Annotated in this window: 10 protein-coding genes and 2 pseudogenes; 9 read left to right on the top strand and 3 right to left on the bottom strand. The window is 57.2% G+C overall.

Annotated features, from left to right (window positions below; translation table 11 throughout):
• Positions 1-113: 113 nt before the first annotated feature.
• The 3 genes from TRM7615_RS24340 to TRM7615_RS24330 are packed head-to-tail and all read right to left on the bottom strand — an operon-like array spanning position 114 to position 4,874.
• Entirely contained in the window at positions 114-1,415 is a 1,302-nt protein-coding gene (locus tag TRM7615_RS24340) for an HlyD family type I secretion periplasmic adaptor subunit (protein WP_165821533.1), read from the bottom strand.
• Entirely contained in the window at positions 1,408-3,348 is a 1,941-nt protein-coding gene (locus TRM7615_RS24335; RefSeq protein WP_108792579.1) for an ATP-binding cassette domain-containing protein, read from the bottom strand. The genes TRM7615_RS24340 and TRM7615_RS24335 overlap by 8 nt, the downstream gene beginning before the upstream one ends.
• Positions 3,345-4,874 carry an ATP-binding cassette domain-containing protein gene (locus tag TRM7615_RS24330; RefSeq protein ID WP_108792578.1) on the bottom strand — a complete coding sequence of 510 codons (1,530 nt, stop codon included), beginning with the start codon at positions 4,872-4,874 and terminating at the stop codon, positions 3,345-3,347. Before TRM7615_RS24330 ends, TRM7615_RS24335 begins: the two co-directional genes overlap by 4 nt.
• A 288-nt stretch (positions 4,875-5,162) precedes the next feature.
• Here TRM7615_RS24330 and TRM7615_RS24325 point away from each other — a divergent pair.
• From TRM7615_RS24325 to TRM7615_RS26280, 9 genes and pseudogenes are all read left to right on the top strand, one after another.
• Positions 5,163-5,438 (top strand): annotated as a pseudogene (locus tag TRM7615_RS24325) (IS5/IS1182 family transposase); the annotation flags it as partial.
• A gap of 277 nt (positions 5,439-5,715) precedes the next feature.
• Positions 5,716-6,810, top strand: coding sequence for a TRAP transporter substrate-binding protein (locus tag TRM7615_RS24320; RefSeq protein ID WP_108792577.1), 1,095 nt, complete (start codon positions 5,716-5,718; stop codon positions 6,808-6,810).
• Between the two features lie 103 nt (positions 6,811-6,913).
• Positions 6,914-7,504 carry a TRAP transporter small permease subunit gene (locus TRM7615_RS24315; protein ID WP_108792576.1) on the top strand — a complete coding sequence of 197 codons (591 nt, stop codon included), beginning with the start codon at positions 6,914-6,916 and terminating at the stop codon, positions 7,502-7,504.
• A gap of 30 nt (positions 7,505-7,534) precedes the next feature.
• Positions 7,535-8,902, top strand: coding sequence for a TRAP transporter large permease (locus TRM7615_RS24310; protein WP_108792575.1), 1,368 nt, complete (start codon positions 7,535-7,537; stop codon positions 8,900-8,902).
• Positions 8,899-10,242 carry an amidase gene (locus TRM7615_RS24305; protein ID WP_108792574.1) on the top strand — a complete coding sequence of 448 codons (1,344 nt, stop codon included), beginning with the start codon at positions 8,899-8,901 and terminating at the stop codon, positions 10,240-10,242. The genes TRM7615_RS24310 and TRM7615_RS24305 overlap by 4 nt, the downstream gene beginning before the upstream one ends.
• A 12-nt stretch (positions 10,243-10,254) precedes the next feature.
• Complete coding sequence (locus TRM7615_RS24300; RefSeq protein WP_108792573.1) at positions 10,255-10,455, top strand: hypothetical protein; 201 nt, start codon at positions 10,255-10,257, stop codon at positions 10,453-10,455.
• Positions 10,445-11,404 carry a 2-hydroxyacid dehydrogenase gene (locus TRM7615_RS24295; protein WP_108792572.1) on the top strand — a complete coding sequence of 320 codons (960 nt, stop codon included), beginning with the start codon at positions 10,445-10,447 and terminating at the stop codon, positions 11,402-11,404. Before TRM7615_RS24300 ends, TRM7615_RS24295 begins: the two co-directional genes overlap by 11 nt.
• 19 nt (positions 11,405-11,423) lie before the next feature.
• Positions 11,424-11,885, top strand: a pseudogene (locus TRM7615_RS24290) (NAD(P)-binding domain-containing protein).
• Complete coding sequence (locus tag TRM7615_RS26280; RefSeq protein ID WP_370739835.1) at positions 11,833-11,964, top strand: hypothetical protein; 132 nt, start codon at positions 11,833-11,835, stop codon at positions 11,962-11,964. Before TRM7615_RS24290 ends, TRM7615_RS26280 begins: the two are co-directional and overlap by 53 nt.
• Positions 11,965-12,071: the final 107 nt, after the last annotated feature.

Raw genomic sequence — 12,071 nt, 5'->3', positions numbered from 1 at the left:
CGTGTCAGTCACAACCCAGGCAAAAACTTCTTCTGACAATTCGTCCCTGGGGTCCGCTGTCGCGCGCGAAGTTTGGGGCTTGCTCGGGTTATGGTCTGACATCGCGTCGCTCCTCACCGCTCGGTCAATGCAAGGTCAAGATTTGTGTAAATGGGTTTCCAGACATACTGAAAAACGGTCTTGGAGCCAGTCCTTATGTCGGCCTCGCCGGTCATCCCGGCGATCAGAATGAGGCCGTCCTCGGCATCGCGGAAATGGTCACTGTCAAGCTGCACCAGGACTTCGTAGAAAGCTATTCCACGCTCATCGACAGCCGTTGTAGGTGACACTTCCTCAACTGTGCCGGGCAATGCGCCAAAACGGCTGTAGTCGAAGCTGTCGATTTTCAATCGAACGGGTTGCCCGACCGAGACGAAGCCGACATCGCGCGGCGACAAGCGCCCGCTGAAACGGTAGCCACCATCGGCCGGAACAATCGTGACCACCATGCCGCCGGGGTCAATGACGTCGCCGATCGTGTCGTCGGGGATCGATTGGATTACCCCGGCAATTGGAGAGCGTATCTCGGTCTCAGCAACGCGGCTCAGCAGGCCGGCAGCTTCAGCCTGCAATGCGCGACGCTGGGAGTCTGCCTCTGCAATCCGGCTTCTCGCCTTGGCAAACTCATCCAATTCGACTTGTGTCAGTGAGGCCTGAAGTTCGGCGACCTCAGCCTCGGCGATGGCTCGACGGCCAGCGAGTTGCGCAAGGTCAAAACGATACTGAGCCTCCTGTTCGCGCAGTTCAGCAAGCTTCGCGCGTGCGCTCAGGCCGCGATCCAACAGGTCCTGCTGAACAGAGCGCTCCTCCTCAGCGACGGCGATCTGTTGGATGAGTTGGGGGCGTTCCTCGTCAATTGCGCTAATCTCGGCCCGTTTTTCTTTGATTTGAGAGCGGATCACCGAGTGTTCGGCGCGAATGAAGGCTCGTGTTGCTGCCAGAGCGGCTTTCTCGCGTTCCACGAGGCCACTGAAATCCTCAGCATGGGTTGAGAAATCTGGTTCTCGACCTTCTGCAAGCGCGAGGAGGCGTTCAATCTCGAGGGAGAGACCCGCAATGCGAACTTCGGCGGCCCGAAGTGCAGATTGCGCTTCAGCCTGATCCAGGACAGCCACGATTTCGCTCGCTTCCACCATCTGACCGCGCGTCACGCGCAGTTCGGCCAGTTGGCCGCCATGTCGACTTTCGACGCGTTTCACTTGCGTGATGGGTTCGATTTCACCGCGCGCTTTTGAGATCTCGTCGACCGGCATGTAGACCATCCAGACCACCAGCGCGGCAAGTCCTAGCAGAACAACGATTGCCGCACGGCGCATCCAGACAAAGGTGGAAGTATCGTAAAGGTCGAAAGGTTGATCTCCGCGATTTTCACCCATTACTTTTCTCCTCCGTCGAAGATTTTGCCTCTGGCTTTTCTGTCTGAACAGGTCCGCAATAGACGACATTTCCGGCGTCCAGCACGATGGCAATATCGGCGTGCGCCGCGAGTTCCGTGTCGTGGGTTGCAAGGAAGATTGTAGCGTTGCCACGCCTCTCGTCGATGAACGTCGCGATCTCGTTCACGGCATCCTTGCCATTTGCCGAGAGCGGATCGTCGAGAACGAAGAACGAGCAGTCATGTCCCGTAATCGCGCTCCAGGCTGCACGTTCCACATCGGCTTCCAGGGAAAACCCAACCCTGAGCTTTGTTTTGCTCCGCTCCAGCCAAACGCTCTTGTCACCACCGACATAGGCGCAACGCACGTCGATCTCGTCGGGATCGTACTGGGACATTTGGCGCCCATTTAGCGTCACATGCCCGGATTGCGGGCGAAGATGCCCCGAGACGAGTTGGAGCAAAGTAGATTTACCCGACCCGTTTGGCCCCATGACGACGACCACGCTGCCAGGGGCGACATCAAACGTTACGCCGGTGACGGCAGGTGGTTGACCAGCTTCATGACGGTAGAAGAGACCCTGCGCAGCCACGGCGGGTGCCTTAGGTTCGAGTGCGATCTGAAGATGGGAATCCTGACCCACTGTGGGCGCACGGAGCTGAACCTGAAGCGAAGTCCAACCGCTGCGGATTGCCTTGAGGCGCGGAATTGCTAGGAACAGCGATTGTGCCGGACCCGTAATGCGCCATGTCAACAACATGGTCCCGATCAGCGTGCCCGGCGACAAATGGCCCTTCAGTGCGAGATCGATTCCAACGACCAGCGTAACCAAAGCGGTGCCAGACCCGAGGGTGGTTGCGATAGCCGAATGGGATCCGGTTCTTATCATGGAACGGTGTGTGTCGCGCGCGCTCGACCGCAAGGTCGCGTCGAACCGCTGAAGCCACTTTTTGCTTAGTCCGGCGCGTTGAATGGCCCCGTTGGCATCGACCAGTTCACCGATCATCTGCGTGCGTCGCTGGGACTGACGGACAGCATAAGGGTCCCTGCCACCGGTTCCAGCATTCATCAGTAAGCCGAAACCGAAAAACAGCACAAGGTAGATCGCGGGGATGATCGCCATGCCGCCGCCAACGATCACCAGGGCGGCAAATGTCAGCAGGATAAAGGGCGCATCGTAAATCGCCGCAATGTTCGGAGAGGCGAACAGATCAGCTGCGCGCTCGCCTTGCCGTACCCTCGCGATGATCGTACTGCCAGAATTTCCGGCCGCATTCGATGCAGGCGACCGCAGCATCTTGCCCGCCAGCAGTGTCGAGATCTGCCCCGAAAGCGCGGCATATTCTGCAGAAGCAAGCCCCGACCGCACGCGCCGCATTGCCAGCATTGTGATCAGAACGATTACTGCGCCTGACAAGAGGGCCGGAAGCGACTGAGCGGCGCCGCCCCCCAACACCCGGTCGTACACAGCCATGGTGAAAAAAGGCACCGCCAGAGCGCATAGGTTGATGACTAAGGATTGCCACGCGACATGGACAAAGGCGCCGCGCGCGCGAGACGATAGATTGGCATACGTGACTTTCGATGCCTCTGCTTCGGGGAGCATGCGCAGATATAGAAACGGCCCGTTGGACAAGAGAACCTGATCCGCTTCATTGTGCTCCGGGAATGAACTGAGATCACCATCCCGTCTTACGATGCTAATCCAATTGGAGCCTTCTTTCGTGATCAGAGCGCCATCATGCCCGTCGCTCCAGGATGCCGGAACGCCCTTGTGAACTGAGGCGTGTACCCCGATCAGGTTGCAGGCGCGCGCCATGTCAGACAGCGATGATGAGAACCCCCCAAATGCAGCCTCTAAGGCCTGATCGGAGTGGCGCCCGTCGAGAAACTTAAGAATGGACTGGAGAAAGCTGGGGGCATCGGACATCATTCTAGCCCCTCGATCCAGTTACTTGGGTTTTCGAGCCGAGTGGCAACTTCCAGGTCGTTGCGAAGATCCTCGGATGATGTCTGCACCACGATCTTGACGTCATCCGAGTGTGCAAGAAGGAATGCCGACAGCATCTTCAGTGCTTCGACATCAAGGCAGGCTTCTGGCGCCTCGAGAATAACCATTTTGGGATTGCCGGTGAATGCTTGGACTATCGCGGCGCGCTTGGCGCCGCCATCCGAGAGTGGTCGGCCGGACGCCTCAAGTTCCGTATCGTACCCGTGGGTTAGGCGACAAACGAGGTTGTCAAGCCCGACCTCGCGCGACAGAGACAACGCTTGAACCTCGAGAGCCTTGTCCAGCCGGGAAAGACAATCCATCAGTCGACCGCTCAGCAGCCGCGGCCGAGCTGGAACGATCCGGACCGCCTCGGGATCCGCGAGGTTGCGGGGCAGGTGACCAATGATGGCTTCCAGCTTCTCGGACGGCGATTGATTAAGGGTCGCCTCGAGCAGCCAGAGACCACCGCCGGCCGTCTGTAGATACTCTGTCGTTGTAAGGGACGGTCGACGTTCGGTTCCTTCATTGGTTTCAAGGACCGCCTTAGATTGCACCGCTGCGATGGCTGCGGGCTGAGCACGCAGACCAGTCGCCGCAATCCCGACAAGCTGGGATGCCGCCCGAGAGCCGAGCAACGTGCAGGCAGCAAGGCCGCCGGTTGTCATCTGTCCTGCGAGCACCGCTTCGGCGCCCAACCAGACAACACCGACGGTCGAAATTAGTGCGCCGCTTTGCAACAGGTCCAATTGGAAGGTGCTGACGTTCTGCGTCGTCCTGTTTGCATTCGACTGAACCGAGCGGGCGTAGGCCAATCGGGCAAACACAGAGCCGAGGCTGGACAACCTCGTAGTGTTCGAGGATGTGTTCGCAAGCCCCGTCACACCAGCCTCGAATTGCGCGCCCGCGCGCAGCTCTTGCTCCAGCGCCGCCCGGTTCCGAGGAGCAACACTAAAAAAGGCGACTACTGAAACGGCGGCAACCAGCAAGGGCGCGGCGACCACGATTCCACCGAGATAGGCAATCAGAGCGAGGAAAACGATGGAGAAGGGCGCGTCGAAGCGGGCCAGCATCGTTTGACCCACATTCACATCACGTGCCTTGGCGGGCGCGGAGGCGAGCATAAGAGCGTCCTCCCTGCTGTGATGCCCTTGAAGCAATTGCCGTGCGGTTCGAGACCAGAGCCGGTGTTCCTCCAACGCAGACCAGCGAGCAAAGATGCCAGATCTGACGTATCGAAGCAGTCCTGAAAGCAACAACGCCACGACAACAGCCGAAAAAATGACAATCGCAGATCCTGCTGATTGGTTCGGCAAAATTCGATCATAGACCTGAAGAAGAGCGAGGGGCAGTGCCAATACGAGCACGTTGATGCCCACGGAAATGACACTAACGAACAACCGCGAACGGTTGGGGAGAGCGGGAGCACTATTAACTTGATCGTCTCGCTGTATCGCTTCCATACCCATCCATGCCTGCTGAACCAGTCAAAATATTAGCACAGAAGGTCAGTGGATCAATCCAAATATCAAGAAATTCAGATTTAAGCAGTTAAAGAGGGAGGGGGTGCTGGGGGACTTAGGCTCAAGACTTGTGCCTGCCCCCTAAAACGGGGCCATTGTTTGGACCACGAATTGGGGGATGGAAGATGGCTCGGAAACGGTACTCGGTCACCGGCACCAAAGGCCATCATCCTGATGGAAAGCAGGCCAATCATGCACTAACAATCAACTTGGACCAGTCGGATGAGGCTGCTCAAAGACGCCAAACCCTGGACCCCGACGAGCCCAGGTGTCGTCGCACGCAACGAAGCGCTGCGCGTTTCAAAGTACCTGGGCCGAGCCATTTGGCGAAGATGGAGCGGCTACCACCGCCGGAGCCGGGTCGAAAGCAGGATGAACGGCATCAACCTGCTTGGTCAGTCACTGATGGCTCGAGACTTCGACCGCCAGGTCGCGGAGCTGCAAGCCCGCATCGCGGTGCTGAACGGCTATACCGCCCTCGGCAGACCCGTCACAGTGGCCGTAGGATAAGTCCGTCCGGGGAAAGGTGAAATCCCCTCAGAACCTGATTTATGCAACAAGGCCCGCTAGTACCCGGAGTCGATCGCACATCGCCGCGCACCATTTCAGCACTTGTCAATGTCTTATTTTGACTTAACGTAAGTCGAAGGTCGGGAGAAGCCGCTGGTCCACCATTGGGTTGAGGAGCCTTGGGAGGGCGAAAAAGAACGGTTCATCCAAGCCTGAATTTTTGTGTGTGGCCAATGGTTGCAAAGTTTGAGCCACATCAGATTCCTTGGGAGGAAACATGAAAGATACACTTAATCGCAGAAACTTTCTGCGCGGCTCGGCTGTTGCTGGTGCTGCTGCTTTGGCGACCCCCGCAATTGCGGACGACCATGGAACAACACTCAAGATGCAAGCAGCATGGGGCGGCGGCATCTTCTTAGAGAACGCGCAATCTTTCGCGGCGCGCGTCAACGAAATGTCCGGCGGGTCGCTGACCATCGAAGTGCTTTCGGTCGACGCGGTTGTAAAAACCAGCCAGATGCAAGACGCGGTACACCGCGGCGTTCTGGACGCAGCACACTATGTGCCTGCGTATTGGTACGGCAAATCCAAAGCGGCTTCACTCTTTGGCACCGGCCCTTGCTTCGGCTGGTCCAGCCAGGAAGTACTGGGATGGGTCCACGCAGGTGGCGGTCAGGAACTCTTTGACGAGCTGATGGATACACTGCGTCTCAACGTCGTGTCCTTCTTCAACTCACCTATGCCTGCTCAGCCTCTTGGCTGGTTCCAAGAGCAGATCACAGACGCTTCGCAAATGGACGGCCTCAAGTACCGTACGGTTGGCTTGGCTGCTGACGTTCTGCTCGAGATGGGTATGTCGGTCGTCCAGCTTCCGGGCGGCGAAATCCAGCCTGCGATGAAGTCAGGCCTGATTGACGCGGCTGAATTCAACAACCCCACCTCTGACCGCGACTTTGGTATGCAGGACGTGTCCAAGCACTACCACCTTGCGTCTTATCACCAGAGCCAGGAGTTCTTTGAAGTCACGATCAACAAGGACAAATTCAACGCTTTGTCGGATGAGCACAAGGCGATCATCAAGAATGCGTCGATGGCTGAAAACTCCGGCTTCTACTGGGGCAACACCAAGCGCTATTCGGACGACCTGCTGAAGCTGCAGGAATCTGACGGCGTGAATGTATACCGGACGCCGGATTCGGTGATGGCCGCACAGCTTGAAGCATGGGACAAAGTCACAGCACGTATCGCCGAGGACGACCCGTTCTTTGCCAAGGTGATGGAATCGCAGAAAGCGTATGCGAAGAACGTGATGAACTATCTCAACCTGAACCAGCCAGACTATAAGCTGGCTTACAACCACTACTTCGGTTGATTTCAGTACAAGACTGAGATGTCCGGGCATCGTTTTGGTGTCCGGACATCTTGTCCGCAGGTTACACAGTAAGCCCAGCGGATCTGTGGGGAGAAAATAAGAGATGAGATTTGTTCACGCGATCGAGGGCCTCAGCCTTTGGACGGGGCGGGCTTTTGGGTGGTGCATTCTGATCCTGACACTGTCGGTGTCCTACGAAGTTTTTGTGCGCTACGTGCTGAATTCGCCGACGGTCTGGGCGTTCGACATGATGATCCAGATGTATGGGGCATTGTTCCTGATGTGCGGCGCATATGCGCTAGCGCAGGACACGCATGTTCGGGCTGACGTTGTCTATCGCCTGTTTCCGGTCAGGGTCCAGGCAGGCTTGGATTTTCTGCTCTACTTTTTGTTCTTCTTTCCCGGCATCATCGCACTGGTCTGGTACGGCTATGAAATTGCCTCGGACAGTTGGCGCTACAAGGAAGTCAGCTTTAACAGCCCCGCCTCGATCCAAATCTACTTCTTCAAGTCACTTATCCCACTGGCCGGTGGCTTGCTTGCGGTACAGGGCATCGCCGAGTTGGTGCGTTGCGTAATGGCCATGCGCACTGGTGTCTGGCCCGAGCGACTGGCGGATGTGAAGGAAACTGAAGATCTGCTCAGCGAAGCCGATCTTGAGGCGATCGAAGCCATATCTCCGAATAATCGATAAGCCGCTTAGCGCTTCAAGAGAGTAAAAAAGATGACAAATCCCGAAGTCGCCCTGCTGATGCTTGCGCTCTTTATCGTCCTCGTCCTGCTGGGTTTCCCGATCGCTTTTACATTGCTGGCAATGGGCGTCGCCTTTGGCTACTACGCCTACCATCAGGGCGGCTCCATCGAGAGCATTGGTGACATATTCAACAACAACATCTTCTATCTGCTGAACCAGAACACCTATTCGGTGATGGAGAACCCGATACTCGTCGCAATCCCGCTGTTCCTGTTCATGGGCTACGTAGTGGAACGCGCCAATATCGTCGACAAGCTGTTCTTCTCGCTCTACATGGCCGCTCGAAATTTGCCTGGCAGCCTTGCTATTGCCGCGCTGGTGACCTGTGCCGTCTTCTCTACCGCATCTGGCATCGTTGGTGCGGTGGTCACGTTGATGGGCTTGCTGGCCTTTCCAGCGATGGCCAAAGCCGACTACAACAAGAGCTTCGCCTCTGGCGTCATTTGTGCGGGCGGTACGCTGGGCATTCTTATTCCGCCTTCGATCATGTTGATCGTCTATGCAGCGATTGCCGACCTGTCTCCACTGCGCCTCTATGCTGCGGCTCTCTTTCCAGGCATGCTGCTTGCCGGCCTCTATATCGTATACGTGATCTTTCGAGTCTGGTTGACACCGTCGCTGGCCCCAAAGCCCACGATGGAGGACCCTCCACCCCCGCGTGAGATTTATTGGGACCTGCTCGTCAGCTTCGTACCGTTGACCGTTCTGATCGCGCTTGTCCTCGGATCCATCTTGGGCGGTTTGGCAACGCCGGCAGAGGCCGCTGCGATGGGTGCTCTTGGAGGTATGGTCCTGGCAGTACTCTATCGTTCCATGACATGGACAAAACTAAAGGAAAGCGTGTTCCTGACAGCAAAAGCCACAGCAATGGTGTGCTGGTTGTTTGTCGGCTCGTGGACTTTTGCGTCCGTATTCTCCTATCTCGGGGGCCATGACATCATCGCCCATTGGGTGGGAGGCATGGACCTTGAGCCGTGGGAGTTCCTGATTCTTGCACAAGTCATCATCTTCCTGCTGGGCTGGCCGCTGGAGTGGTCGGAAATCCTGATCATCTTCGTGCCAATCTTCCTGCCTCTGCTCGAAGTCTTCGGAGTGAATCCCTATTTCTTTGCGATGCTCGTAGCACTGAACCTGCAGACTTCTTTCCTTACTCCGCCCATGGCCATGTCGGCGTATTACCTAAAGGGCGTACTAAAGAAGCAGATCGAGTTGATGGAAATCTTCCGCGGGATCATGCCGTACTTGGGCATCGTGATCTTTACGATGGTGCTTATGTACCAATTCCCCGGCATCGCATTGTGGTTCCCTGACTACCTCTTTGGGCCCTACATTCCATGATCAAGGACTCCTACACTCTTTCGGCAACAGAAGCCTTGGCCGCCATGGCGGCTGGGCGACTGACATCCGTCGCTTTGGTGCAGTCCTGCCTTGATCGGATCAAATCCACAGACGAGGCCATAAAGGCATGGGCGTTTCTGGATCCGGACGCCGCACTTGCGCAGGCTGCCGAATGCGACCGATTGCGCAAAGCTGGAATGGCTTTGGGGCCTTTGCACGGAATACCAGTGGGCCTCAAGGACATCATCGACACAGCCAAAATGCCGACGCAGCGCGGCACTCCGATCTTTGCAGGGCGCGAGACCGACAATGTGGCCCGACTGGTCGAACACCTGCGCGAGTCCGGCGCAGTTATCATGGGCAAGACCGTAACAACCGAACTCGCCTTTGTTCATGCAAACGAGACGCGCAATCCACACAATGCCAACTACAGCCCCGGGGGATCGTCAAGTGGTTCAGCGGCGGCAGTGGCTGCATTTCATGTGCCTCTGGCGATTGGCACGCAAACGAACGGGTCCGTGATCCGGCCTGCATCTTTCTGCGGCACGTTCGGCTTCAAACCCACACGTGGAGTGATCTCACGCACAGGGGTGTTGCAAACATCTGTTTCTCTGGACCAGGTGGGCTGCTTTGGCCGCACACTCGCCGACACGGCGCTGCTAACCGACGCCATCGCCGGATATGACCAGCGCGACCCGGCCAGTTTTGCCCGCCCCCGACCGGACATGTCTGTAGGCGTCGCGGCAGACGTGCCCGTGCCCCCTGATTTGGTATGGTTCGAATTGCCGTTTAACGACCGTTTGTCAGAGGCTGCGCTCACAGGGCTTGAAGCCGTTTTGGACATTCTGGGGCCGCAAGTCACCCGCATGCAGCCCGCGGAAACATTATCGAATCTTGTCGCTGTGCAAGCGCGCATCCATGAATACGAAATCTGTCAGCATCAGGCAGAGGTGTTCGACCAACACTGGGACCAGATAAGCGACACACTCAAACCCGTTATCACTCGCGGGCGTCAAATCACCCACACCGAATACGAGGACGCCCTTGATGTCAAAGTATCTGCAGAGGCGTTTTTTGCCGATTTCTTTGTAGAATTTGATGGGATCATCGCACCCTCGGCCGCAGGCGAAGCGCCCCTGTTTGGCAATGGCACCGGAGACCCGATATTCTGTACATTGTGGACTTTGGCCGGTCTGCCTTGTGTCACACTGCCCCTACTTGTGGGGGAAACAGACTTGCCCATCGGGGTGCAATTGATCGGCCCGGCAGAAAAAGACGATCGGCTGCTGCGCACCGCGCGCTGGCTGCAGACCGAACTGGTCCAAGCGGCCGGCTCATAGAGAGGAAATACCATGTCATACACTGTGAAACTGATCGCCGGGTTCATTGGAACTGCATTTCTATGCATTTTCATCGGCGGCTTGTCGCAAAGCATCTCTAGTGGTTTTGCCGGGTTTTACGGCGGTCTGCCGTTCATGATCATCGCCATCGTGGTTTGCAGTTTGGCGATTTATGACTTCTGGGATGAATGTGTCCGCAAAAATGACCCGTAAGCGCCTTTGGATTACACGCCGCCTGTCGGACGCCACGCTCAAGCGGGCCGCCCGCGATTATGACGTGGTGATCAATCACCAAGACACACCCGGCACGGCGGAGGAGTTGATCGCGGCCAGCGCCGAATTCGACGCCATCATACCCTGCCATTCCGAACACTTTTGTGCGGATGTGGTGGCGCGGTTTTCTGACCGGCTGCGGATCGTGGCGAACCACTCTGTCGGCGTTGATCATTGCGATCTGCCCGCGCTCAAGGAACGCGGCATCGCGATAACGAACACGCCCGACGTGCTGTCGGATGCAACAGCCGAGCTGGCGATGCTATTGATGCTTGGCGCGGCCCGCCATGCGGTGGCCGGTGATCGGATCGTGCGCACGGGTGCCTGGGATAGCTGGTCACCTGCATTTATGGTCGGCAAGCAGGTCACAGGCGCTCGGCTAGGCATCATCGGGATGGGCCGTGTGGGCCGTGCGTTCGCTGCAAAAGCGCGCGGTTTTGACATGGACATCCATTACTATAACCGTACCGAGTTGGCCCCTGATCTCGCGCAGGGCGCGACCTACCATGGCAGTGTCGAAAGCCTTCTGAGTATCGCAGATTTCCTGTCATTGCATTGCCCGGCCACGGCTGAGACGACAAACCTTATGAACCAGGAACGCTTTGCCCTGCTGCCGCAAGGTGCTGTGATTGTGAACACGGCGCGTGGAGCGCTGGTGGACGAGACCGCGTTGCTGGACGCCCTAACTCAGGACCACCTCGCAGCTGCGGGCCTTGACTGTTTTCAAGTTGAACCCGGCGGAAACCCCGCCTTTGCCACGCATGACAACATCTTCATGCTGCCTCATATCGGCAGCGCCACGCGCCAGACGCGTGACGCGATGGGGTTCCGCGCACTCGACAACCTTGACGCGTTCTTTGCTGGTAAGACGCCCGGCGACTTACTGTAGCTTTTAAAGGACACTCACGATGACGAAAATTGCTTTCCTTTGCCTTGGCATGATGGGCTACCCGATCGCAGGCCACTTACAGGCCGCGGGGCACGACGTAACCGTCTAATACCGTACGGCAGCCAAGGCGGACGCCTGGGCCGCTCAGCGCGGTTGAACACGCGCTTTGACCCCGGCAACAGCCGTCAAAAGGGCGGAGCTGGTCATGGCATGTGTGGGGAACTATACCGATATGCGAAGCATTTGCGTTGGCGACGACGGCGCCTTTGCAGATGTGGATGCGGGCAGTCTTTTTGTCGATCACACAACCCTCTCGTCCAAGGTCTCGTATGAACTTTTCGCGGTAGCCAAACAGCAGCACGTTAGTTTTGTTGACGCACCGGTGTCCCGGGGGGGAGGCGGGGGCCGAGAACGGACAACAGTCGATCATGTGCAGCAGGGATCAGGCAGATTACGAGCGGGCAGAACCCGTAATGGATAACCACCTCGCGTTTGCAGCTAAGGTCCGGAGACCGCCGATTTCGTTGAAAAAGTCGTTGGTTTTGGCGTTGCGCGTTTAGCTACTGCGCTGATTTTATTGAACGACCGATGCTGAGGCTTGTTGTCAGCCGGTGGTTGTCACCATTGGCTTGAGTTTTGCTAGTTTCCGGAGGTTTTGGGCGATGGC

This window comes from Falsiruegeria mediterranea M17 (assembly GCF_900302455.1).
GTDB classification, from domain to species: domain Bacteria; phylum Pseudomonadota; class Alphaproteobacteria; order Rhodobacterales; family Rhodobacteraceae; genus Falsiruegeria; species Falsiruegeria mediterranea.
The sequence above is the reverse complement of the archived record's forward strand: the minus strand, read 5'-3'. Positions and strand labels throughout refer to the sequence as shown.

Coding starts and splice junctions, on each gene's coding strand:
- TRM7615_RS24335 (WP_108792579.1), bottom strand. CDS start 3,348: ATGATGTCCGATGCCCCCAGCTTTCTCCAGTCCATTCTTAAGTTTCTC.
- TRM7615_RS24315 (WP_108792576.1), top strand. CDS start 6,914: ATGAGATTTGTTCACGCGATCGAGGGCCTCAGCCTTTGGACGGGGCGG.
- TRM7615_RS24310 (WP_108792575.1), top strand. CDS start 7,535: ATGACAAATCCCGAAGTCGCCCTGCTGATGCTTGCGCTCTTTATCGTC.
- TRM7615_RS24295 (WP_108792572.1), top strand. CDS start 10,445: ATGACCCGTAAGCGCCTTTGGATTACACGCCGCCTGTCGGACGCCACG.
- TRM7615_RS24300 (WP_108792573.1), top strand. CDS start 10,255: ATGTCATACACTGTGAAACTGATCGCCGGGTTCATTGGAACTGCATTT.
- TRM7615_RS24340 (WP_165821533.1), bottom strand. CDS start 1,415: ATGGGTGAAAATCGCGGAGATCAACCTTTCGACCTTTACGATACTTCC.
- TRM7615_RS24330 (WP_108792578.1), bottom strand. CDS start 4,874: ATGGGTATGGAAGCGATACAGCGAGACGATCAAGTTAATAGTGCTCCC.
- TRM7615_RS24305 (WP_108792574.1), top strand. CDS start 8,899: ATGATCAAGGACTCCTACACTCTTTCGGCAACAGAAGCCTTGGCCGCC.
- TRM7615_RS24320 (WP_108792577.1), top strand. CDS start 5,716: ATGAAAGATACACTTAATCGCAGAAACTTTCTGCGCGGCTCGGCTGTT.
- TRM7615_RS26280 (WP_370739835.1), top strand. CDS start 11,833: ATGTGCAGCAGGGATCAGGCAGATTACGAGCGGGCAGAACCCGTAATG.